Source organism: Acinetobacter sp. FDAARGOS_494, assembly GCF_003812225.1.
Taxonomy (GTDB): Bacteria; Pseudomonadota; Gammaproteobacteria; order Pseudomonadales; family Moraxellaceae; genus Acinetobacter; species Acinetobacter baumannii.
Genome location: NZ_CP033866.1, coordinates 1,301,537 through 1,324,074, shown reverse-complemented (window position 1 = coordinate 1,324,074; position 22,538 = coordinate 1,301,537). Strand labels below are relative to the sequence as shown.

22 protein-coding genes are annotated in these 22,538 nt (G+C 38.8%); 14 read left to right on the top strand and 8 right to left on the bottom strand.

From position 1 onward, the window contains the following. The 7 genes from EG365_RS06435 (at nt 1) to rplS (ending at nt 7,101) form a co-directional block, all read left to right on the top strand. On the top strand, nt 1-3,855 hold the full coding sequence (locus EG365_RS06435) for a PilC/PilY family type IV pilus protein (protein ID WP_000768970.1): 3,855 nt from the start codon (nt 1-3) through the stop codon (nt 3,853-3,855). Nucleotides 3,856-3,867: 12 nt separating this feature from the next. Next, a complete protein-coding gene (locus EG365_RS06430) occupies nt 3,868-4,350 on the top strand; it encodes a type IV pilin protein (RefSeq protein WP_001046420.1) in 483 nt (160 codons plus the stop codon). Then, nucleotides 4,347-4,772, top strand: coding sequence for a type IV pilin protein (locus tag EG365_RS06425; RefSeq protein ID WP_000788342.1), 426 nt, complete (start codon nt 4,347-4,349; stop codon nt 4,770-4,772). Before EG365_RS06430 ends, EG365_RS06425 begins: the two co-directional genes overlap by 4 nt. Nucleotides 4,773-4,918: 146 nt before the next feature. Then, nucleotides 4,919-5,170 carry a 30S ribosomal protein S16 gene (gene rpsP / locus EG365_RS06420; protein WP_000260334.1) on the top strand — a complete coding sequence of 84 codons (252 nt, stop codon included), beginning with the start codon at nt 4,919-4,921 and terminating at the stop codon, nt 5,168-5,170. 19 nt (nt 5,171-5,189) lie between these two features. After that, nucleotides 5,190-5,738 carry a ribosome maturation factor RimM gene (gene rimM, locus EG365_RS06415; RefSeq protein WP_000189236.1) on the top strand — a complete coding sequence of 183 codons (549 nt, stop codon included), beginning with the start codon at nt 5,190-5,192 and terminating at the stop codon, nt 5,736-5,738. A 45-nt stretch (nt 5,739-5,783) separates the two neighbouring features. Beyond that, the gene (gene trmD / locus EG365_RS06410) at nt 5,784-6,524 is read left to right on the top strand and encodes a tRNA (guanosine(37)-N1)-methyltransferase TrmD (RefSeq protein WP_000464598.1); all 741 of its coding nucleotides are present in this window, start codon (nt 5,784-5,786) and stop codon (nt 6,522-6,524) included. A 208-nt stretch (nt 6,525-6,732) separates the two neighbouring features. Further along, nucleotides 6,733-7,101 (top strand): 50S ribosomal protein L19, encoded by a 369-nt coding sequence (gene rplS / locus EG365_RS06405; RefSeq protein ID WP_000014562.1) that lies wholly within the window; start codon nt 6,733-6,735, stop codon nt 7,099-7,101. Nucleotides 7,102-7,153: 52 nt separating this feature from the next. Here the strand turns inward: rplS and EG365_RS06400 are convergent, their stop codons facing one another. After that, entirely contained in the window at nt 7,154-8,095 is a 942-nt protein-coding gene (locus EG365_RS06400) for a lipase family alpha/beta hydrolase (protein ID WP_085916958.1), read from the bottom strand. A gap of 114 nt (nt 8,096-8,209) precedes the next feature. Then, nucleotides 8,210-9,244 carry a lipase secretion chaperone gene (locus EG365_RS06395; protein WP_001189447.1) on the bottom strand — a complete coding sequence of 345 codons (1,035 nt, stop codon included), beginning with the start codon at nt 9,242-9,244 and terminating at the stop codon, nt 8,210-8,212. Between the two features lie 153 nt (nt 9,245-9,397). Here EG365_RS06395 and truB point away from each other — a divergent pair, with 153 nt between their 5' ends. The 3 genes from truB to EG365_RS06380 all read left to right on the top strand — a co-directional run bounded on the left by truB (nt 9,398) and on the right by EG365_RS06380 (nt 11,752). Next, a complete protein-coding gene (gene truB / locus EG365_RS06390; RefSeq protein WP_000208701.1) occupies nt 9,398-10,303 on the top strand; it encodes a tRNA pseudouridine(55) synthase TruB in 906 nt (301 codons plus the stop codon). A gap of 19 nt (nt 10,304-10,322) precedes the next feature. After that, nucleotides 10,323-11,099, top strand: coding sequence for a sulfite exporter TauE/SafE family protein (locus EG365_RS06385; RefSeq protein WP_000525218.1), 777 nt, complete (start codon nt 10,323-10,325; stop codon nt 11,097-11,099). Between the two features lie 209 nt (nt 11,100-11,308). Continuing rightward, complete coding sequence (locus tag EG365_RS06380; protein WP_001019905.1) at nt 11,309-11,752, top strand: hemerythrin domain-containing protein; 444 nt, start codon at nt 11,309-11,311, stop codon at nt 11,750-11,752. 7 nt (nt 11,753-11,759) lie between these two features. On the opposite strand, the gene EG365_RS06375 is transcribed toward EG365_RS06380, so the two are convergent. From EG365_RS06375 to serA, 3 genes are all read right to left on the bottom strand, one after another. Beyond that, the gene (locus EG365_RS06375) at nt 11,760-12,620 is read right to left on the bottom strand and encodes an EamA family transporter (RefSeq protein ID WP_001180510.1); all 861 of its coding nucleotides are present in this window, start codon (nt 12,618-12,620) and stop codon (nt 11,760-11,762) included. 91 nt (nt 12,621-12,711) lie between these two features. Beyond that, complete coding sequence (locus EG365_RS06370; RefSeq protein WP_000098159.1) at nt 12,712-13,596, bottom strand: EamA family transporter; 885 nt, start codon at nt 13,594-13,596, stop codon at nt 12,712-12,714. Between the two features lie 98 nt (nt 13,597-13,694). After that, nucleotides 13,695-14,927 (bottom strand): phosphoglycerate dehydrogenase, encoded by a 1,233-nt coding sequence (gene serA, locus EG365_RS06365; RefSeq protein ID WP_000077814.1) that lies wholly within the window; start codon nt 14,925-14,927, stop codon nt 13,695-13,697. A gap of 379 nt (nt 14,928-15,306) precedes the next feature. Here serA and EG365_RS06360 point away from each other — a divergent pair, with 379 nt between their 5' ends. Continuing rightward, the gene (locus EG365_RS06360) at nt 15,307-16,716 is read left to right on the top strand and encodes an FAD-binding oxidoreductase (RefSeq protein WP_000993504.1); all 1,410 of its coding nucleotides are present in this window, start codon (nt 15,307-15,309) and stop codon (nt 16,714-16,716) included. A 94-nt stretch (nt 16,717-16,810) separates the two neighbouring features. Then, entirely contained in the window at nt 16,811-17,179 is a 369-nt protein-coding gene (locus EG365_RS06355; protein ID WP_001189305.1) for a hypothetical protein, read from the top strand. A 45-nt stretch (nt 17,180-17,224) separates the two neighbouring features. On the opposite strand, the gene EG365_RS06350 is transcribed toward EG365_RS06355, so the two are convergent. Both EG365_RS06350 and EG365_RS06345 read right to left on the bottom strand, forming a co-directional pair. After that, nucleotides 17,225-17,539, bottom strand: coding sequence for a putative quinol monooxygenase (locus tag EG365_RS06350; RefSeq protein WP_000955560.1), 315 nt, complete (start codon nt 17,537-17,539; stop codon nt 17,225-17,227). Between the two features lie 13 nt (nt 17,540-17,552). Then, nucleotides 17,553-18,140 (bottom strand): NAD(P)H-dependent oxidoreductase, encoded by a 588-nt coding sequence (locus EG365_RS06345; protein WP_000065457.1) that lies wholly within the window; start codon nt 18,138-18,140, stop codon nt 17,553-17,555. A 224-nt stretch (nt 18,141-18,364) separates the two neighbouring features. Here EG365_RS06345 and EG365_RS06340 point away from each other — a divergent pair, with 224 nt between their 5' ends. Continuing rightward, nucleotides 18,365-18,730, top strand: a complete 366-nt coding sequence (locus EG365_RS06340) for a hypothetical protein (RefSeq protein WP_000719498.1) — start codon at nt 18,365-18,367, stop codon at nt 18,728-18,730. 369 nt (nt 18,731-19,099) lie between these two features. After that, the gene (locus tag EG365_RS06335) at nt 19,100-20,329 is read left to right on the top strand and encodes an MFS transporter (RefSeq protein ID WP_000790119.1); all 1,230 of its coding nucleotides are present in this window, start codon (nt 19,100-19,102) and stop codon (nt 20,327-20,329) included. A gap of 36 nt (nt 20,330-20,365) precedes the next feature. Here the strand turns inward: EG365_RS06335 and yccS are convergent, their stop codons facing one another. Beyond that, a complete protein-coding gene (yccS, locus tag EG365_RS06330) occupies nt 20,366-22,516 on the bottom strand; it encodes a YccS family putative transporter (protein WP_001061828.1) in 2,151 nt (716 codons plus the stop codon). Between the last annotated feature and the right edge of the window lie 22 nt (nt 22,517-22,538).

The window sequence follows — 22,538 nt, the reverse complement described above, 5'->3', positions numbered from 1 at the left end:
ATGAAACTAAAATTGAAGAATTTTAAGCCAAATAATTTGTGGTATGCCGTCTATTCAAGCTCAATGATATTCACATGGCTAATGACAAGCTCTGTGGTGCAAGCAAGTGATTTACAAATTTATGCCTCACCTACAGCAGGTAAAAAAACAATTGTGATGATGTTGGATACATCAGGAAGTATGACCAACAATAGTTATGGTGAAAACCGCTTAGCCATGCTTAAAAATGGTATGAATGCTTTTTTGGCTAGCAATAACCCTGTCTTAAATGATACGCGAGTAGGTTTAGGAAATTTCTCGGCAAATGGTGATAGCCGAAGTGGACAAATTTTAGTGGCTGCTGCTCCTTTAGGTGATGCAAGTACTTTAAATACGGTAGGCTCACAACGTTATAAATTAAAACAAGCTGTTGCTAATTTAACTGCGGGAGGCTCAACACCTTCAGCCCACGCTTATGCTGAAGCAGCTGCTTACTTAATGGGGACAACCACATATTCAGAGACGAATTATGCTATTCGTAAAGATAGTTATATCAAACGTGTAAGAAGATCTGATAATAGAACTGAATATTCATATTGTACTAATTACCGTGATTCGCAAATTGATACAGCCAACCTATGGCAACCTTGTCGTTCAAATAGTTATTGGAGTAGCTGGTCAACAAATAATCCAGGTGTGGATAATGCTACTGCTTATGATACTTCATCTGACTGGACTTATTACTATACTTATTACTACACCACTTTTAATTATGCTGTAGCAAATGCAGATAGCGGTATTCCAAAATCTAAATCAAACGATACAGCTAGCAATCCGAATATTGTTGTAGACCGAAATGCTACTAACTCCAATGCAGTGTATCAGTCACCTTTACCTGCAGTAGCGAATCGCCAGAGTTGTGATGGGCAAGGTATTTACTTCTTATCGGATGGCGAACCGAACAATACAACAAATACACGTTCGGCAAGTGTCATGTCGACTGCTTTAGGTAGTACTTTTGGAGCTGATTTTAATTGTTCTGGAGGTTTATCTAACACTACGGCAGACTCTGGTTGGGCTTGTATGGGGGAGTTTGCAAAAAGATTATTTGATAAAACAAAGAACCCTGCCGGAGTTTCTATTCAAACAGCATTTGTCGGTTTTGGTAGTGACTTTTCTAGTTTGAGTTCTTCTGATGTAAAAAATGCCTGCCGTTTAAGTTCGAGAACCCAGTCTGACCGAAAAGGAGATGATGCGTGTTCACCGAATCAATCTACAAATGCGGTAGCTGCACCAGGTTATGGGAATGGTGGTTTTTTCCCTACTCAGAGTTCACAAGGCGTAACAGACAGCGTTATCGCATTTATTAATAATTTAGATAAAGTTCCTTTAGAACCCTTAACCACAGGTGCTATCTCAGTTCCATATGATGCATTGAATCCCAAAAATTTACAGGAATATGGTTATTTACGAGCTTTTGAGCCAAATCCAGCTAACACGTACTTAACATGGCGTGGAAATTTAAAGAAATATCATGTTGTTTTATCTGGAGCGAATGCAGGTACTTTTGAAGCTAATACTGGTGGGTTGGTTTACAACGCAACTGGGGCATTTAGAACGGGTACAAAAGATTATTGGAATAGCTCTACTTATAATGATGGAGGTAAAGTCTTTTTTGGTGGTTCATATGCAAAAGTTCCTTTACCCATTGCTGGACAACCTGAAACACGTGATGAAGAAGGAAATATCACAAAATATTATTACGCAGTACAAACTAAAATCCGCAACTTATTTACTGATGTTTCCGCCGTCGCATCAGATGGTAGCTTAACGAAAATTTCAACTTCTGGAACTAATTTGCTAAAAATTCCAGCTGCTCCACCAGAAGGAACTAATCCTTTTGATACGGTGGCTAATACAGCAAGTTATGTTTTAGGTAAATTTGATCCATCAACTGGACAAAATATTTTAAAAGCTTTTCCTATAAGCTTGAAATTAAAAATATTAAATTATTTAGGTTATTCAACAGATATTAATGCAACAACTCTGCCTTCATCTTTGGTTACATCGAATGAACCTTATTTATCGATGGGGGGAAGTATTCACTCTTTACCGGTTCAACTAACCTACAATGGAACACTAGATGATAATGGGAATTTAACATCTGCCCGAGAACAATCCATCCTCTATGGAACTATGGAAGGCGGATTACATATTGTGGATGCTTCATCTGGTATTGAGCAAATGGTCTTTGTTCCTGCAGATATTTTAAATGATTCAGTTGCTTCCAAAGCTTTAGTTGTTGGTCAAAGTGATGCTTCAGCTCCCGCTCATGGTATGGACGGAGCTTGGGTATCTGATCCAGCCTATAATATTACTACAGTGGGAAGTGGTAGCTCGGCAGTATCAAAAGTAACTGCAAAGCAAATGAATATTTATGGCGGCATGCGTATGGGAGGAAGTAGCTACTACGGACTAGATGTATTAAGCCCTACTTCACCGAAACTGCTTTTTAGAATAGGGGCAGACCAGACTGACTATAGCCGTATGGGTCAAAGCTGGTCTAAACCCGTACTCGCGAACATCCGTTATAACGGTTCTATTAGACGCGTCCTGATTGTTGGCGGTGGTTATGATCAGTGTTATGAAAAACCAAATATTACGTTGACTGACGCTTGCTTTACCAATGGAAAAGCAAAAGGAAATGCTGTCTATATTATTGACGCAAAAACTGGTCAGCGTTTGTGGTGGACAAGTGATACAGGTTCTAATACTGATAACGCCAATATGAAGCATAGTATTGTTAGCCGTATTAGTACTTTAGACCGTGATGCTGATGGCTTAGTCGACCATCTATATTTTGGAGATTTAGGCGGACAAATTTTTCGCGTGGACCTTAATAATAATCAGACAAAAACCAATTCGACCTATAGCAGTTTTGGTGTCAGAGTTGTGCGTTTAGCGAATTTAGCAACAAATGATTCAACTTATGATGGCACAAATGATTATACAGGTGGGAATGCTCCTCGTTTTTATGAGCCTCCAACAGTAACGATCCACGATTATGGAATTCACACTTTTATTACATTAGGAATTGCATCAGGAGACCGTAGTACACCTTTAGATGTTTACCCACTCACAGGTCGTGAAGGTATGACGCCTGCAAGTGCATTAAGTGGACGTCCTGTAAATAATGTATATGGAATTATTGATAGAGACTTTGTTAAAAAGAACTTAATGTCTTTAACTGATAATCAGCTTGAAACAAAAGACATTACACGGACAGGCTTAAGAAAAAATCCACAAATTCTAAGAACAGGTGAAACAAGAGTAGCACAAATTTTCTTCCCCACTACAGGAGTAGGTAAAGGTGGTTGGTATCGCTCGCTTTCTAGTACGAGTGATGGTACAGAAAAAGCTAATAATAGTTTTCGTATTAAAGGAGGACTCAAAGCTTTTGAAGAACCAATGGCAATTACGGGTAATTTAATTATTCCAGTTTATGACCCTCAAGGAACGGGAATTGTTGCGGCAGATCCTTGTCTACCTCGTGTTGTGGGAGAAACAGACCGACAAACTTATTGTTTACCATTTGGTGCTTGTCTTAATCCGGATGGAACCATTAATTCAAATAAAGAAAACCCGAGCGGGTTTCAAACAAAAACTGGTAGTAACTGTCCAGCTGGAGTCTCTGAATGTAATACAAATGTCATTGGTGCAGGTATTCGTAATATCACATTTGTTCCAAAAAGAGATGAACCTCCTGTGACTAATAGTTGTGGGAAATTACAGCTGTCTGGAAACGAGAACGGAACAGGTGAGTGGCAATGTACAAGTCATTTACTTCCTGTGCGCTGGTATGAGCGCTATCGCTAGAAGGAACAGCTTATGAATAAGTACTCTATTCTACGGTTCAATCAAGGGGTTACCTTGATTGAGCTTATGGTCGTGATTGTTATCGTTGCTATTTTTGCTTCAATTGCTATCCCTTCATATCAAAGTTATAGCCGTAGAGCTACTGCATCTGCGGCTAAAAGTGAAATTTTGAAATTAGCTGAACAATTAGAACAGCATAAATCAAGAAATTTTACTTATAGGGGTTTTACCACAACCTCTATAACCCTACCTCGCGGGGGATATACGATTCAAATTACTGATGATACGACCACAGGTAATTTATTAACAAATTCTGCTTCTAATGGTCAAACATGGGTCATTAAAGCGACAACTACAGATTCAAGAAACTTTAATTTTATTGCTAAGAATTCAGGTTTGCGTTGTCAAAGTTTAACAGCTACGGCTGTTGATAATGACTGTGGTGGAACAGTCACTTGCAATGTATGTGAAACAAATAGTGAGAATTGGCAATGAAGAATGGTTTTACTTTAATAGAAATCATGATTGTAGTAGCGATAATTGCAATTTTAGCAGCTATAGCGACACCTTCATATTTGCAATATTTACGTAAAGGGCATCGTACAGCTGTTCAATCCGAAATGATGAATATTGCCCAAACATTAGAATCAGAAAAAGTAGTTCACAATCGTTATCCGTCGAATGCGACCATACAGTCGATTTATGGTTCTAATGTGAGTCCTATACAAGGTCAGGCTCTATATAAGTTAGCTTTTGCAACTCTGAATGATTCAACTTGGGTACTTACTGCAACACCTATTTCTACTAGCTCACAAGCAGGTGATGGAATTATTTGTTTAAATGACCAAGGGCAAAAATTTTGGGCAAAAGGTGCCACAGTTTGTGCACTATCTGCTTCATCAAGTTGGACAGAGTAATTTAAATTCAAAACTGCGGATAACTCAAAATTTAATCTTTCTTTCAGGGTGAAAATCACGTAGAATGTCGCCCTCTATGAAAGGGGTTTGAAGTGTTGCCGATGGTCGGCGCAGGGATAATCCGTAAGAATTATAAGGCTTTTATCATGGTTGTTATTCGTTTAGCACGTGGCGGCGCAAAAAAACGTCCATTCTATCAAATCGTTGTGACTGATAGCCGCAATGCACGTGATGGTCGTTTCATCGAGCGTATCGGTTTCTTTAACCCAACTGCACAAGGTCAAGCAGAAAAACTTCGTTTAGACGCAGACCGTTTTGCTCACTGGGTTTCTCAAGGTGCTCAACCTTCTGAACGTGTTGCTTCTTTGGCTGCTCAAGCTAAAAAAGCTACTGCATAATTATTGTAGTAGGTAGCCCATGACACCAACACAGAATGTTCCCGAAGATCGTATTCAGATTGGACAGTTACGTTCAGCTTATGGATTAAATGGGTGGCTCTGGGTGTATTCCAATACAGAACCCATGAGCAATATGTTTGACTACTTGCCTTGGTACATCGAGACCAAGGCCGGTTGGCAAATCGTTGATGTAAAACGTTGGAAACCACATGGCAAAGGCCTGGTTGTTGCTCTAAAAGGTGTGAGTGATCGCACAGGAGCAGAAAGCTTGGTTGGCGCTAATATCTGGATTGCTAAATCTCAACTGCCGAAAGCAGATGTAGATGAGTACTACTGGTCAGATTTGAAAGGCTTAACAGTGTTAGGTCTTGATGACGACGAACAGGAAGTGAACTTGGGGCAAATTCATGAGTTGTTTGAAACTGGAGCCAATGATGTGATGGTTGTACGCGCTACACCAGACAGCATTGATTCAGAAGAACGCATGATCCCGTGGCATAAAGATGTGGTGCAACGCGTTGATCTTGAAGCTGGTCGCATTTACGTCAATTGGGGCGTAGATTATTAATCCTTTTTATAGGATTAACGCAGCAGGAAAATAGAGGAGTCTGCGGTGTTTTTTGCAGTCATTACGCTTTTTCCTGAAATGTTTGAAGCGATTACAGCCTATGGGATTAGCGGGCGTGCAGCAAAACGTGACATAGTACAAGTCACTTGTATTAATCCACGTGATTTTGCTGAAGGGAATTACCGAAGAGTGGATGAACGTCCATTTGGTGGTGGCCCTGGTATGGTGATGATGGCGGAGCCTTTGGCAAAAGCAATTAACCATGCCAAACAACTTGCTTCGCAAGCAGGATGTGTTCATGTACCTGTGGTGTATATGTCTCCACAAGGCAAAACTTTAAATGAACAGGCAGTACAGCAGTTTGTCGATTATGATGGCTTAATTGTATTGTGTGGGCGTTATGAAGGCGTCGATGAGCGTTTGATCCAGCATTATGTTGATCAGGAATGGTCAATTGGAGATTATGTCTTATCTGGTGGTGAACTACCTGCCATGGTGTTGCTTGATAGTATTATTCGCCGTTTGCCGAATGTAATGTCAGATGAGCAATCAGCGATACAGGATTCTTTTGTAGATGGTCTTTTGGATTGTCCGCAATACACTAAGCCAGACCAGTTTGAAGGTTTAGATGTTCCTGAAATTTTAAAGTCGGGACATCATGCCAATATTGAGAAATGGCGTTTTTTGCAGCGTTATCAACGAACTTTAGAGCGTCGACCTGAGTTGATTGAACAGGTTACGTTGACTAAGCAGCAAAAAAAATGGCTGTCAGATGAACAAGGGTAAGCATATTCCCTGTGTTTTTCTGAGCAAAAGATGAGAAGCTTTGCTTCGAATTAAAGCATAAGTCTATTTTTTTATAGATTTATGTGCACTTAAGGCTCTTTACGGTTGTCGTAAAGGGAAAGTTAAACGGGTTGATATGCGCTTTAGCCTCTATCCCCAGCGGAAACTCAGGCCTCTTCTGACTCCGCATATATTGGAGATTCCCACAATGAGTGGTAAACATCCTTTAGTTCAAGCTATTGAAAATTCACAGTTAAAAACTGACCTTCCTGAATTTGCTCCTGGTGACACAGTAGTTGTTCAAGTTAAAGTAAAAGAAGGTGACCGTGAACGTCTTCAGGCATTTGAAGGTGTTGTAATCGCTAAGAAAAACCGTGGTTTGAACTCTGCGTTCACAGTACGTAAAATTTCTAGCGGTGTTGGTGTTGAGCGTGTATTCCAAACTCACTCACCAGTTGTTGCTAAAATCGAAGTGAAACGTCGTGGTGACGTTCGTCGTGCTAAACTTTACTACCTCCGTGACTTGTCTGGTAAAGCTGCACGTATTCGTGAAAAATTACCAGCTCGTAAAGCGTAAGCTTATAGCGAGTAAAAAATGCGCCTTTTGGCGCATTTTTTTGTTTTAAAGCTTATAATCCTTGAAGTTTTAAACGGTTAGCATGTTGACGGTAAACCGAGACAGGGTCTGCTGCAAAAATAGAACGTATTCCCATGACCTGATTGACTTCATCTAAATGATTCCAGTTATAGTCGTCACGGATAGTTTTACCAAATTTGGCACTGCATCGAGAAACCAGCCCATCATTATCCCCAAATGGGTCAACCACTAGACTACTTCCTGTTAATGCAATATCAAAAGGATCTAATGGATTTGTGAGTGCTTTATTGCCAGAGAATGAATACATATAGATTCCTTTCTCTTGATAAGCGCCTTCACCACAAGACGTGGTAGGAACACCCATTGGAAATTGAGAATTAAACTGTGCAGAGCCTTGAGTCGATAAACTGTGGGCACCTGCTAAGGAGTCATGCGGATAACTATTTGGGTCTAGACCTCCTGCCCAAGTAATTGCTGCGGAAAACCAGTTTACTAATGTTGCCAGTCCGGATAGAGGAGTACCCTCAACATTCAGGATGACATCTGCCATTGGCGATCCTTTGTGAGGTGCACCAATAGTAGTAAGCGAAGCGACTTTTTCAGGCATGATCCCAGCGACATAGCGAATTGTAGGTCCCCCGTGGCTATGTCCGATCAAGTTGACTTTAGGCTTTCCAGTGATGGCAATAATTTCTTCTACTTGTTGGGCAAGTTGTTCTCCACGAACTTCAGTTGAGTTAAACGGAGAAACTCTTGTTGCCCAGACATTTCCTCCGTTACGTGCAAGATCAGGAAGAATCTGATACCAGTAGTCCAGACCAAGCGTATCTGTTCCAACTCGATTAAAACCCGCCATACCATGGTTAAAAACCAATGGATATTTGGTTTGTGCATAAGTCGAATAGACGAAAGAGCTTTTGACTTGCTCGGCATTTGTGGCATGGGTTGCTGAAACACTCAGTCCTGAGAGTATTGCAGCACAGAAAAATATTAAGTTCCTTTTCATTTTTTACTCACTATTTTTATTTTGTATGAGAAGCAGCTTCTACTGCTGGATAAGGTTTGGCTCACTTTGAAATAGAAAAGCCTAGTAGTTAAAGGGTAGTTCACCTCCTTGGTCATGGACTGTTTCAAAAGTTCTAAGACGAAGCTGTTCTTGCGATGAGCTAAATTGTTGTTGGCGTAGTTGTTGGATAGCTTGTTTTTTAGCGTTGTCACTCATATTGCTATGCAGGACTTCATCACGCTGATTTAAGTAGCCAGTCACTCGCTGTTGCCACGCATTACGCTGTATATCTAAAGTTTCTAATCGTTGAGTTGCCTCGGCTCCAACAAGTGCTGTACGCATTTGCCGAAGTTCCTCTGCTGAACCGTTGCGAGCTTTAATTTGTTTGGTCAGTGTGTGTAAATCATCAAGCTTTGAAAGTTCTTGTAGGTTTTCTTGCCAGTCTTCTGGTAGTTGTTCAAAGCGCTCTTTAAGTTTTTTAGCTTTTTCAATTTCGCTTAAAGATGAATCTTCTAAAATCTTCATGCGATCTAATGTGTAGTTCTGATAAATGTCTTCTGTTGAAAATAACCCTTCAATTTCAGAGGCAGAGAAGAAACGTTTTCTTATATCTTGAATTGAGCTGAAGATCTTTTGAAAATAATTTTGATCTTGTTTTTTAGATTGAGGCGGTTGAATTTGTGCAAGCTGCTCACGGTATTTTAAATAACGCGTCCACAAATCAATAATCTGTGAGCGGGCTGGCTCTAAATATTGATCTTGTATAAATTTCTTAAAATGAGTTTTAACTTGTTGTAAATTGCTCTCGCCATACTGCGTAATAAAATATTCAAAGCAGTCACGGGTTTGGCTATTCACAACTAAATGCTGTGAACTATCAATTTTTAATTGGCAGTTAACTTGAGTATCTTGCTGACTTTTACTCAAATAAGTATTTTCGTTTAATGATGAATTTAAAGTAGATTGCGAAGTAGCTACCAAACTTTTAGCTTCATCCTGATTTGGCTGAGGTGAAGTATTTTCCGAGTCTGGGCTTAGCCAATACACACATGCGATGAGGCTCAAAATAAAAAATCCGAGCACACACCACCCTATCTTTTTCTGCATCCTTTGCATAAAGATATCTTCCTTAAGTTTTCATTTGTTGTTTTTTTACTCGATCATTAATGTGCCATAAAATAAGTGAAAAGGCACCTAAATATTATGAAAATATCTTGCTGAATTTGCTAACATGTCGGCACTTTTCTCTAGCTTTGTGTTCCAGTAAAAATGACGACAAAAAATCAAAAAATTTCTCGTCGCCATATCAGTGGTGTATTTCTTTTAAATAAACCATTAGGGCTAAGTTCTAACGCTGCTTTGCAAAAAGTGCGTTGGCTTTACCGTGCCCAAAAGGCGGGTCATACTGGTGCATTAGATCCATTAGCAACCGGTTTACTTCCTATTTGTTTAGGAGAGGCCACTAAATTCTCACATTACTTGCTGGACTCGACAAAGCGTTATCAAACTACTGTTCGATTAGGCCAAACTACAACAACAGGCGATGTTGAAGGCGATATTTTACAAGAACGTCCTATCCCGGTTCTTAGCAAAGAGCTTATTGAGCAAACTTTAGAAAAGTTTAGGGGCGATATTCAACAAGTTCCACCGATGTACTCGGCATTAAAAAAAGAAGGTAAGCCGTTATATGAGCTGGCCAGAAAGGGTATAGAGATTGAGCGTGAGACACGCCCGGTTACGATTTATGCTTTAGAACTCATTGAATTTACTGAAAATAGTATCACTTTAGATGTAACTTGTTCTAAAGGAACATATATTCGTGTGCTAGGTGAAGATATTGGTGAGGTACTTGGTTGTGGTGGTCATTTAACCATGCTTCACCGTATTCAAACTGGACATTTTGAACTCATCCCAAGTTATACCATTGAATATTTGGAAAGCTTAATGGAAGAGCAAAGAGAAGCTTTGCTACTGCCCGTATATGCTCCAATTGACCATTTCTTAAAAATTCAGGTTCCCGAAGGACGGGAAAAATATTTTTGTAACGGTCTAGAAAGCAATATTGATCATTCTGCAGAAGCAGAAGTGTTGGTTTTTTCGGGTGAACGCTGTCTAGGTTTAGCTGAAATTACCGATAAAAAACGGTTGGTACCTAAACGTATCTTAAATTTGTAGTAGATGTAGAGTATAAAACATGGGCATGGAATGGGATGTTATCCTTAGTTTGATCTTTTTTGCGTTTACTGCGGGAGCAATTGATGCTGCTGTTGGTGGCGGCGGACTCATCCAGATTCCCGGGATCATGAGCACTTTTCCTAACATGTCGACTGCTACAGTGATTGGTACCAATAAAGTCTCATCCATTTTTGGTACGGCATCGGCAGCTTATACATTTGCTAAAAAAGTAAAGTTGCAATGGAAGCTTTTAGCCGTTATTGCCATTTGTGCTTTGATTAGTTCTTTCGCAGGTGCGGCTTGTTTGTCGCTTATCCCTCAATCGGTATTGCGTCCTTTCGTATTCGTGATGTTGATTGTGATTGCGATTTATACCCTAGTTAAAAAGAACTTCGGACAGGTTCATACCGAGCAAAAAATTACCACGAAAATGTTAATTTTAGCTGGTATCGGTAGTCTGGCGATTGGCTTTTATGACGGTATTTTCGGGCCGGGTACTGGTAGTTTCTTTATTTTTTTCTTCATTCGTTTTTTACAAGTCGATTTTTTACATGCTTCGGCGTTATCAAAAATCGGTAATTTTATGACTAACTTAGCTGCGCTGAGTTTCCTCATCCCAACTGGGCACGCTATTTTACATATTGGTTTGATGATGGCAGCGGCTAACGTGCTAGGTTCTATTGTTGGGGTGCGTACCGCGCTTAAATACGGTAGTGGTTTTGTACGTATTATCTTTTTAATTTTGGTGAGTATCCTGATTTGCCGTTTGGGATATCAAATGTTTGTTACAGGTTAAATAAGATAAAAGTATGAACTGTTCCTGAGGAGTGGTTCATACTTTTGTGTATCATTTAAAGCTATAAATATAAAAATCATTACAGAAACTTACTAGAAAGAAAACTGTGTAAAAAATAGTCTCATTTTAAGCTACTTAAATAATATAAATTTTGCCGTACGATAAACCTTGAAATAAAAAAGATTTTTTAACTAAAAATGAGGAAGAGAATGAATATTTTCGAAGCATTAAGAGAAAGCCACGAAAATCAACGCAACCTTTCTGAACAATTAATCCAGACACATGGTTTAACCGAAGAACGAAAAGAATTATTTGATGCATTAAAAAACGAACTTTATGCTCACTCAGTTGCCGAAGACCGTTATTTATATATTCCTTTAATGTTTGATGATGTCGGTTTGGATATTACAAGACATGCTTTATCTGAACACCATGAAATGGATGAGTTGGTCGAGCAACTTGAAAAAACGGATATGAGTAGCCCAAGTTGGTTGGCAACCGCTAAACAGTTGAGCGAAAAAGTCCATCACCACTTAAAAGAAGAAGAGCATAAGTTTTTTCAGCAAGCCGGTAAAATTCTTAAAGACAGTGAAAAAGAAACGCTAGGCAATAAATATTTAAAGGAATATAAAAAGTATAAAAAACAGCAATAAGCTACACCTATGATGCTGTTTTACTTCTTAAAGTAACCCCAATTGAAGCTAGCATTACGCAAGCTAAAGCCACCCATTGCAGCATGCTGATTTCTTCGTGAAGTAATAAGAAACCTGTTAATGCTGCCAATGCTGGCGCTAAACTTGTTAGGGTGCCATAAGTTAATTTATTAAGTTGTTTGAGTGCCATTAGGTCTAGTGCATAGGGAATAGCAGTCGCTAAAACTGCAATAACTAAGGCTTTACCCCAGTACTGTGTATCAAGTAATGCTGGGCCATTATACCAAATACCAATTGGTAATAAGGCGATGGCAGATACGGTAATCCCTATGGTTAAGGCATGCATTCCTATATTTTGAGTTACAACTTTTTGACCAAAATAAATATAGAATGCCCAACAAAGCCCTGCGCCTAAAGCACAGGCTGCACCTACGTAAGAAAAGTGGTGTTGAGTTGGATCTTGCCAAGGTACCATGAGTGCAATACCCAGCATGGCAAAAGCTACCCAGATATAATCGCTCTTTTGTTTGATAGAAACTAGGGCTAGGCCTAATGGACCAATAAATTCTAGACCTACTGCAATCCCTTGGGGCAATTTCCCAAGAGATGTGTAAAATAAGATATTCATTAACCCTAAAGATGCGCAGTACATTAATAAATCACGCCATTTTAAATAAGGTAAGCGAGACCAGATTTTCCAAGAACGGAACATAACGGCAACAATCACTGCTGCAAAACATAGTCTTAAAATAGTAACGGTAAGCGGATCTAAAGCTGCGATAAGTTGCTTGGCAAATGAAGCGCTGATTTGATACGAAACCATCGACAAAATCATATAGAGCACAGCAATAATTGGAAGATTTTGCATGGAAATACCTTAACGCTTTATTTGATATTTAAAAAAATAAGGGTGATTAATTATAGCCAATACTGGGTTTCAACTCGTAGGTTTTGCAGAATTAACTTACTGTTTTTTCACGTTGTTGTCGGGCTCTTTGGGTGGTTATGGTACAACCCACAGAAGCAGTAATAATGGTGGCGAGTGCCAACCATTGATTCCATAACAGGTATTCACCTAAGAAGATAAAACCGGAAAGTGCAGCAACAGCTGGTTCTAGGCTCATCAATGTTCCAAAACTTAAAGGTGTTAAATTGCGTAGAGCTAACATTTCTAAAGAGAATGGAAGTGCACTGGCTAAAACGGCGAGACCAATAAAATAAAAAAAGTATGGTAGTTCTATAACTTGCCCAATCGAGCCTGAGAAAAAAGTAATGGGTAAAAGTATACAAGCACCTACAGTCATGCCCAAACAAACGGTATGGTTACCTGAGATACCAGAAGGCTTTTGCCCTGCAATAATATATAGGGCCCAACAAGCACCCGCACTCATCGCAAATAGGACTCCAATCCAGTCCAAACTATGTGCTTGGTTAAAAGGAAATAATAAAATGAGACCAATAATTGCGAAAGTGACCCAGACAAAATCATATTTTTGTTTAGCATGGTAAAGGGCCACACTGAGTGGACCAATAAATTCAAATGCAACCGCAATACCAATGGGTAAACGTTCAAGCGATAAATAGAAAAGAGCATTCATGCCAGCAAGAGCAAAGCCATAGCTCAAAATAGCTTTCCATCGGACCTGACTAAAATTAATTTTCCAGATCTGAAAAATGAAAGCCAAAATAAATGCCCCGATACATAAACGCATTGCAGAAACAGTCAGTACAGGAAAGTTCTGAAACAGGACTTTAGCTAAGGATGCGCTACTTTGGACACTTAACATGGCAAGAATAAGAAAGCCCAAAGCATGAAGCTGGGATTTCTGGCTTGGACTGGACATTTTATTATTTGATCAATTGGTATACTTTTCACATGATAATGTAAATACCTATAAAAAAGCCACAGACAATGCTGTGGCTTTTAAATTTACAGTCTGTATTAGAACAATACGCGTACGCGAATTGTGCCTTCAACTTCATGCAACATATCTAAAGCTTCTTGAGAAGCAGAAGCATCTACGTCCATTACAAGGTAACCGATGTCGCCTTTAGTCATAAGTGACTGACCAGAAATGTTGATGCCTTGTTCAGCAAACAAGTTGTTGATTTTAGACAATACACCCGGTACGTTTTTGTGGATGTGTAGTAAACGGTGTTGACCCGCTGTCAATGGCAACGCGATTTCTGGGAAGTTTACCGCAGAAAGTGTCATACCCTTATCAGAGTAAGCAACAAATTTCTCTGCTACTTCTAAACCGATATTTGCTTGAGCTTCCATTGTTGAACCACCAACGTGAGGAGTCAAGATCACGTTGTCTAAACCACGAAGTGGAGACTGGAATTCTTCACCATTTGCTTTTGGTTCTTTCGGGAATACGTCAACTGCCGCACCTGCAAGGTGACCAGATTTGATTGCATCAGCTAAATCTTCGATTACTACACATGTACCACGTGCAGCATTTAAGAAGATTGCGCCTTCTTTCATTTTTGCAAATTGTTCTTTAGTGAAGAAGTTACGTGTAGACGGAACATCCGGTACATGCAAAGTCACAACATCAGCAGTTGCTAAAAGTTCATCTAAAGAACCAACTTGGCGAGCATTACCCATTGGTAATTTAGTGACTGCATCATAATAAATGACATGCATACCCATACTTTCAGCAAGAACTGAAAGTTGAGAACCGATGGAACCGTAACCCACAATACCTAAAGTTTTGCCACGAGTTTCAAAAGAACCCACAGCAGATTTGTCCCAACCACCACGATGACAAGCCGCTGACTTTTCAGGAACACGGCGAAGAAGAAGAATAGTTTCAGCAAGTACGAGCTCTGCAACCGAACGCGTATTTGAATATGGTGCGTTAAATACAGGAATACCACGTGCCATCGCTGCTTTAAGATCTACTTGGTTTGTTCCGATACAGAAACAACCTACTGCGATCAATTTATTTGCAGCTTCGAAAACTTCTTCAGTCAATTGGGTACGCGAACGAATACCAATAAAGTGAGCATCTTTAATTGCTTCTTTAAGCGCTTCGCCTTCAAGAGCAGTTTTGCGATAGTCAATGTTGGTATAACCCGCAGCGTTTAAAGTATCGACTGCGTTTTGGTGAACGCCTTCTAACAAAAGGAAACGGATTTTATCTTTAGGTAGTGAAAGATGTTGGCTCATTACGGCTCCGCTACAAAGGCCAAATTTGGTGGCGGTATAATAACATACTGGGCAGCGCTATAGATATTTCGTTTATACCATCGCCTTATGGCAATTTTATCTATGTCTAATCACTTCCATTTATGGCTTGTCGAGCGTTACAAAATATGCTTGGCCTACGTTGAGGCCCAAATTTTCCTTTAAGGCCTTATAAAAAGTGTTTTATTGGTGTTAAACATGTTTTGTAGTGACAGTATCTCTATTCTGAACTTTATCGCTTGTGCTGTTACATGTAGAATATAGGAGTTCCTTGAACATTATGGCTTTGCTCAGGTGAAAACCTAGAGAAATATGAGGTCATAGTCCCACCACAGTTTACTTCTTGCTAGGTCTGCAAACGATGAATGCTCCAGTCGCTTTAACACCTGAGTTACTCACCCAATTAACAGCAATCGTCGGTGAAAACCGTATTAAAACCGATGCTGATAGTCTCGAAAACTGGGGTAAAGATCATACCAAGCATTTTAATCCGAACCCATCGGTCATCGTTTTTCCGTCAACGACTGAACAAGTTCAGGAAGTTGTGAAGCTTGCAAACCAGTTTAATATCGCAATTACACCGTCAGGTGGGCGTACAGGACTTTCTGCTGGTGCTGTAGCAACCAATGGTGAAATTGTCATTAGCATGGACAAAATGAACCAGATTCTTGAGTTCTTCCCGGCAGACCGTATGGTTCGTGTACAAGCTGGTGTTGTGACTGAGCAATTGCAAAATTATGCAGAAGAGCAGGGTATGTATTATCCGGTTGACTTTGCGTCAGCAGGTTCTAGTCAGATTGGCGGTAATATCGGTACCAACGCTGGTGGTATTAAAGTTATTAAATATGGCATGACGCGTAACTGGGTACTCGGTTTAACTGTAGTGACAGGTAAAGGCGACATTTTACGTTTAAACAAAGGCATGATTAAAAATGCAACTGGATATGCATTACAGCATTTGTTTATTGGTGGTGAAGGTACATTAGGTTTAGTGACTGAAGCAGAAATTAAACTTGAGCGTCAACCACAAAACCTACAAGTTTTAGTTTTAGGTGTGCCTGATTTTGATGCAGTAATGCCTGTGTTACATGCTTTCCAAAAAGATATCGACTTAACTGCATTTGAGTTCTTTGGTGAGCTTGCAATGCAAAAAGTACTCGACCGTGGTCATGTTCAACGTCCATTTGAAACTCAATGTCCATTCTATGTATTGCTTGAGTTTGAAGCGCCATACGAACCGATTATCGACAAAGCAATGGAGATTTTCGAGCACTGTATGGAACAAGGTTGGGTACTTGATGGTGTAATGAGCCAGAGCCTTGACCAAGTAGAGAGCTTGTGGCGTTTACGCGAAGATATTTCTGAATCAATCGCGCCGTTTATTCCATACAAAAACGATATTTCAGTATTAATTACTCACGTACCTGCATTTATTCGTGAAATTGATGCGATTGTTCAAGAAAACTATCCTGACTTTGAAATTTGCTGGTTCGGCCATATCGGCGACGGTAACTTACACTTAAATATTTTAAAACCTGAAAACTTGACCAAAGATGAGTTCTTTGCGAAGTGTCAAGTTGTGAATAAATATGTGTTTGATACCGTTAAAAAATATGATGGTTCAATCTCTGCCGAGCATGGCGTAGGTATGACGAAAAAGCCATATTTGGAATATTCGCGCTCAGCTGAAGAAATCGAATATATGAAAGCTTTGAAAAAAGTATTTGACCCGAAAGGTATTATGAATCCGGGTAAATTATTCGATCTTTAATTAGATCTATTTTGTAGAACTACATAGTTTCTACAGAGTAACCGACAAAGGCATAGCATCATAAAGCTATGCCTTTTGTTTTTTGGTGATGAAAATGCAACGTTTATTTTTAATTTCTGCACTCTGTGCTGGACTTATGACGGGTTGTGCAACCACAAGTAAATTAATTCCTTTTGTGGGCTCAGAAACCCCAATGCAACAAGTACTTAAAACGCAACCCGAGATTGTAAAAGAGCATAACAATACTTCAGTTCAGCAGGTATTTAACCGAGTAGAATCCCCAACAGTTTCTCGCATTACTGTTATACAAACCGGTTTAATGGATGACTCTGTCTCAGCAATTCGGACGGAATATTTATTTAAATTGGTTGATGAAAAGTGGCAATTGCAAAATAAGCAAAAGAGCTACCAATGTGCAAGAGGAAAAGGTTCTAAAGGTTTCCAAACGCAGCTTTGTTCTTAAGCATAAAAAAGACGATAAATATATCGTCTTTTTTTATTTCTTAAATTATACGCCGCTTTCTAGAATTTTAATTTTGACGTCAACTACATCATCTTTGACTGCTTCATGATGCGCTTGCATATGAGGTGTAGCTAAGTGTGCTTCAAGATGAGCCACACTTTCCCATTTTTCTAACATCACAATAATGTCAGGGTCTTTGTTTTGGAAGCTCGCATTTGAAATGTGGTCAACCAAAGGTTCATAACCATGACAACCATCTTCTGCTAAAACAGTTGGAATGATTTTTTGAAATGCATTCAATACGTTTTGGCGGTGCTGTCCACCCGATTGAGTACGAATTTCCGCGATAATAGTAAGCATGGTTTTCTCCGGGTTAGGCTGCTGCAAATAGTGTGTTCAAATGTGCTTTGTATGCTTCCACATAACTATCTACATCAGGCATTTTAATTACATCATTTACAATAAATGTTGGTAGGGTGCTCATACCTAAGAACTGATTTGCTTTATGAAATGGTAAATAAACACCATCTACACCCACGCCATGGAAAAACTGATCCGCATCGTCAAATGCTTCCATTGGCGCATTCCAAGTAAGCGACAACATATATTTTTTGTCATGAATTAAACCACCTGAACCATATTTTTTTGAGGCATCAGAGCGGCTACGACCATCACTTGCATAAAGAGAACCATGACCTGTCGTAAATACATCGTCAATATATTTTTTTACGGTCCACGGTGCACCCATCCACCAGCCCGGCATTTGATAAATCACGACATCTGCCCATAAATATTTTTCTACTTCAGCTTCAGCATTGTAGTCACTATCTGCACGAGTGACTTTTACTTCATGACCTAGTTCAGTGAGATGATTCGTCGCTAATGTCGTGAGTGTGTCATTTAATTCACCATTTGAGTGGGCAAATTGTTTGGCACCATTAATGACTAAAATATTGCTCATGGGAGTTACTCTAATTCAATTCTTAAACTTGAGCGATACTTTAGAGAACTTACTCTTAAAGAAAAATGTAGTAATTGGAAAAATATTATTGATTAAAAATCATTAATCTTGGTTTGATACCTTATATTGGTTTCTTTATTTTAATGGCAAATACTTTACAAAGTTGAACGGAAAAAATTATTTGTAGCCTTTAGCATCAAGGTGAAGTTGTGGTGGAGTTGAGTATGAAAAAGATTGGTTTACTCATGATGTGTAATTTGTTGATTCTGAGTGCTTGTACACCCAATACAAATCCACCTACACCTCAAGCGAACAGTCCGATACAAGCTGTTTTGCTCGATCAACCTAATCTTTTAAATAATGCCAGTAATTTAAGTATTTCACAGCAAATGAATGCCTTAGAGGATCCTTCCAATGCTCAAGTTACTATTTTGCAGACAGAGCCGAGTGAAGATGCTGTTTCGAAAACACGTACTGAGTATTTATTAAAAAAAGATCAGACTGTTTGGAAAATCGTGAATAAAAAACAAAGTTATCAATGTACAAAAGGCGAGGAAACAGCAGACTTTCAAGTTAATCCTTGTCCTTAAAGCTGAATTACTATTGAATATGTGGATAACTTTAGGGTTATTCACAATATAAAAATGAGTTCGTCATCATTAAAATATAGAATTTAAAATTGTTGGAATTGTCCGATTGATGATCAATTTGAAAAGTGATATTGTGTCATCCGGCAATTATGCCAGATGGTAAAAATTACCGAATCTCACGTCATACATTTTTTCTCGTTTTAGACACCTTGTGAATACGGTGTTTCACATTCTAAACATGCACTCTCACGGCATATAACAACTTAACTAAAGATTGACTGACCATACTGTCATCGTCATGACTACATTATTTATTTCAATATGTAGTTGCTGAGACATAGTGGCCGCTATTTTGAAGTGTACAAACTCATGAAAAATATTCAAACGACAGCGTTGAACCGTACAACGTTGATGTTTCCTTTAGCTTTAGTGCTATTTGAATTTGCGGTTTATATTGGTAATGACCTGATTCAGCCAGCCATGTTGGCAATTACTGAAGATTTCGGTGTAAGTGCAACTTGGGCGCCGTCTTCAATGTCATTTTATTTATTAGGTGGTGCATCTGTTGCATGGTTACTAGGACCTTTATCAGATCGATTAGGCCGTAAAAAAGTACTTTTGTCTGGTGTTTTATTTTTTGCCTTGTGCTGTTTTTTAATTTTATTAACGCGACAAATTGAACACTTTCTGACATTACGTTTTTTACAAGGTATTGGGTTAAGCGTAATTTCAGCAGTGGGATATGCCGCAATTCAGGAAAATTTTGCCGAGCGTGATGCGATTAAAGTCATGGCCCTCATGGCAAATATTTCATTGCTTGCGCCTTTGCTAGGGCCTGTACTTGGAGCTTTCTTAATTGATTATGTTTCATGGCACTGGGGTTTCGTGGCAATTGCTTTACTTGCACTGCTGAGTTGGGTTGGCTTAAAGAAACAAATGCCTAGTCATAAGGTGAGTGTAACCAAACAGCCTTTTAGTTATCTTTTTGATGACTTTAAAAAGGTATTTAGCAATCGGCAGTTCCTTGGGTTAACGTTGGCCTTACCGCTTGTAGGTATGCCGCTTATGCTCTGGATCGCGTTATCACCAATTATTTTGGTCGATGAACTGAAGCTAACGAGTGTGCAATATGGTTTAGCACAGTTCCCGGTATTTTTAGGTTTAATTGTTGGTAACATTGTTTTAATTAAAATTATTGACCGTTTAGCTTTAGGTAAAACTGTCTTAATTGGCTTACCGATTATGCTCACTGGTACGCTAATTTTAATATTAGGTGTTGTCTGGCAAGCCTATTTAATTCCTTGCTTGTTAATAGGTATGACACTCATTTGTTTTGGTGAAGGAATTAGCTTCTCAGTATTGTACCGTTTTGCGCTCATGTCATCTGAAGTGTCAAAAGGAACTGTAGCTGCTGCTGTTTCAATGCTATTGATGACGAGCTTTTTTGCAATGATTGAGCTTGTACGTTACCTCTACACCCAATTTCATTTATGGGCTTTTGTCTTATCTGCTTTTGCATTTATTGTCTTGTGGTTTACTCAACCACGTTTAGCTTTAAAACGAGAAATGCAGGAAAGAGTTGCACAAGACTTACATTAAAAAAATACCGGAATTTATATTCCGGTATTTTTTATTCTATTTAATTTCATGCTCTAAAAGTTTGCCTTTTAAGCTTAAGAGTTCAGGCAAGGTTTCTAATAATAAACTCATCTGTTTTAAGACAAGTGTGTAGTTCTCTGAAAAATGTTCGTGAGTTATTAAACTTTGAATTTGCTTTAAAGTCTGTTCAAGAAAACTAAAGTTAACCGACGCTTGTTCAAATAAACTTTGTTTAAGAATTTGCTGACAATCCAGTAAAAGTTGTAATACCTGTTGATCATCAATTTTTTGTCTTTGGCTGCCTAATGCTGCGACATAACTCAACTGGCTGTGGCTATAAACCAAATAACGAAAGGCGTAATGAATCAGCTCTGGATTTGGGTTGGGCTCGGCACTTAAGCTTGAAATCATATTCGACAGTTCAATTTGCGCGTTATGTGCAGCACGGCGAATTCTACGATATTCAATGTCTTGATTTTTCCCATGCTGATATTGCTCGACAATCACATTGAAGTAATCAAAGGTGGCTTGGCTACTTTTCTTAATATTGTTTGGAATATTACGGAAGTTCCAGTCCGGCCATATAAAATTAACAGCAAGCCAAGCAATAAAGCAGCCTAATAAGGTGTCGATTAGACGAGGTAAAATAATGCTGTAACCTGCACCTTTTAAATTGAAAATGAGCAATACCATTAAGGTTGCCATCAGTGTTGCCAGCGCATATTTTTTCTGGCGTAAGTAGAAAAAGCTAACTCCACAAATAATGGTAAGAATGAGTTGACCTTCAATACTAGGAACAAAATATAAAATGGGAATACCCAATAAAACGCCGAGTAAAGTCCCAATCGTTCTAAGCTTTAAACGACTTTTGGTTGCAAAGTAAGTAATTTGGCAAACAAATAAACTGGTGAGCAAAATCCAGTAACCATGTTGGGCAAAAGGTAAGAGGGAAATGGCATAACCTGCGGCAAATACAACCGCAATTCGTACTGCATGTCTAAATAGGGCCGATTGTGGCGTCAGTTGCTGCCGAATTTTTAAAACAAGGTCTGAAAATCCTTGAATATCATCATCTAGTAAATTGAGATGTTCTTGCTTGTTCTGACTTAGCGTTTCATTAAACGGTTGAGCATATTGAAGCTGCTCAAATTGTTCATGCATTCCTTTTAAATTATTAAAAATTAGCTTTAAATTTTTAACTTCAAAATTTTGTGGATGCTGTTGTATCCAGTCTTTCAAAGAGCTTTCCAAATGGTTTAGGCCAATTTGGCTTTCTTGAGAAGACTGATATTGTTGATTATGCAAAATGCATTGGGCTAAATCATGGCAAGCTTGTGCCTGTAAGCGTAGGTTTTTCTGAAAACGAAAAATGAGATCGCTACGGCTAAAATTTTGTTGGATATGCTCGTAGTGTAAATAATTAGAAGTTGCTTGCTCGTGTATATCTCGCGCAAAAAAGTATAGGTTTAACCAGTAAATACTTTTATTACTGACTCGTGATGCCTTAAGGCGAGTCAGCAGAGAGCTGCGTATTTGGTTAAGGCTTTGCGCAACTTGTGTATTTTGTAGTGATAACTTAAATAAAAGCTGTTCAACATTTTCTTTATTATCTGGGTCGAACAACCGTGCTTTAGCTTGAAGTAAGGCTGAAATTTCTTCAAAAATTTGTGAAAGTTTATCTTGTAAAGGAAGTGTTGGTTTAAGAATAAAAAATAAAATAGAAGTTAGGCCGTACCACAACGCACCATAGACAAAATAAGTAGGCTGTTGGTACCAGTATGCATATTCTCCTAAACCAAACATACTATAAATTGAGAGTAAAATCGTACCAAAAGAAATGGTAGCGTAGCGTTGCCCTAAAGCTCCCAATAAAATGAAACAAGCACTGGAAATTGAAAGATATAAAATAAATAAAAATTTATAAGGTGCTAAAAAACCAAGAATAGTGCTGACAGTAAAAAAGAGTAGGCAGACATAGAGCAGGTTGCGTAAACGAAGACTTAAGCGATCATCAAAATCAGTAAGTGCAGCAGCAATCGCACCTAAAGTCACAGGAACGATCAGCTCATTATGACCTAACCAAAGTAAACCTAAAGTTGTGCCTGTGAGTACAATTAAAATTTGCAGGCAATAAATTAAAATTGAATTCGTTTTAAAACGATTGAATAGTTGAGTCAGGTTATTCACGGCTTTTTTCTAAATGAGAGGG

Excerpts from the sequence above, each read along its gene's own strand:
- EG365_RS06435 (WP_000768970.1), top strand. The coding sequence starts at position 1 with ATGAAACTAAAATTGAAGAATTTTAAGCCAAATAATTTGTGGTATGCC.
- EG365_RS06430 (WP_001046420.1), top strand. The coding sequence starts at position 3,868 with ATGAATAAGTACTCTATTCTACGGTTCAATCAAGGGGTTACCTTGATT.
- EG365_RS06425 (WP_000788342.1), top strand. The coding sequence starts at position 4,347 with ATGAAGAATGGTTTTACTTTAATAGAAATCATGATTGTAGTAGCGATA.
- rpsP (WP_000260334.1), top strand. The coding sequence starts at position 4,919 with ATGGTTGTTATTCGTTTAGCACGTGGCGGCGCAAAAAAACGTCCATTC.
- rimM (WP_000189236.1), top strand. The coding sequence starts at position 5,190 with ATGACACCAACACAGAATGTTCCCGAAGATCGTATTCAGATTGGACAG.
- rplS (WP_000014562.1), top strand. The coding sequence starts at position 6,733 with ATGAGTGGTAAACATCCTTTAGTTCAAGCTATTGAAAATTCACAGTTA.
- EG365_RS06395 (WP_001189447.1), bottom strand. The coding sequence starts at position 9,244 with ATGCAAAGGATGCAGAAAAAGATAGGGTGGTGTGTGCTCGGATTTTTT.
- truB (WP_000208701.1), top strand. The coding sequence starts at position 9,398 with ATGACGACAAAAAATCAAAAAATTTCTCGTCGCCATATCAGTGGTGTA.
- EG365_RS06385 (WP_000525218.1), top strand. The coding sequence starts at position 10,323 with ATGGGCATGGAATGGGATGTTATCCTTAGTTTGATCTTTTTTGCGTTT.
- EG365_RS06380 (WP_001019905.1), top strand. The coding sequence starts at position 11,309 with ATGAATATTTTCGAAGCATTAAGAGAAAGCCACGAAAATCAACGCAAC.
- EG365_RS06375 (WP_001180510.1), bottom strand. The coding sequence starts at position 12,620 with ATGCAAAATCTTCCAATTATTGCTGTGCTCTATATGATTTTGTCGATG.
- EG365_RS06370 (WP_000098159.1), bottom strand. The coding sequence starts at position 13,596 with ATGTCCAGTCCAAGCCAGAAATCCCAGCTTCATGCTTTGGGCTTTCTT.
- serA (WP_000077814.1), bottom strand. The coding sequence starts at position 14,927 with ATGAGCCAACATCTTTCACTACCTAAAGATAAAATCCGTTTCCTTTTG.
- EG365_RS06360 (WP_000993504.1), top strand. The coding sequence starts at position 15,307 with ATGAATGCTCCAGTCGCTTTAACACCTGAGTTACTCACCCAATTAACA.
- EG365_RS06355 (WP_001189305.1), top strand. The coding sequence starts at position 16,811 with ATGCAACGTTTATTTTTAATTTCTGCACTCTGTGCTGGACTTATGACG.
- EG365_RS06350 (WP_000955560.1), bottom strand. The coding sequence starts at position 17,539 with ATGCTTACTATTATCGCGGAAATTCGTACTCAATCGGGTGGACAGCAC.
- EG365_RS06345 (WP_000065457.1), bottom strand. The coding sequence starts at position 18,140 with ATGAGCAATATTTTAGTCATTAATGGTGCCAAACAATTTGCCCACTCA.
- EG365_RS06340 (WP_000719498.1), top strand. The coding sequence starts at position 18,365 with ATGAAAAAGATTGGTTTACTCATGATGTGTAATTTGTTGATTCTGAGT.
- EG365_RS06335 (WP_000790119.1), top strand. The coding sequence starts at position 19,100 with ATGAAAAATATTCAAACGACAGCGTTGAACCGTACAACGTTGATGTTT.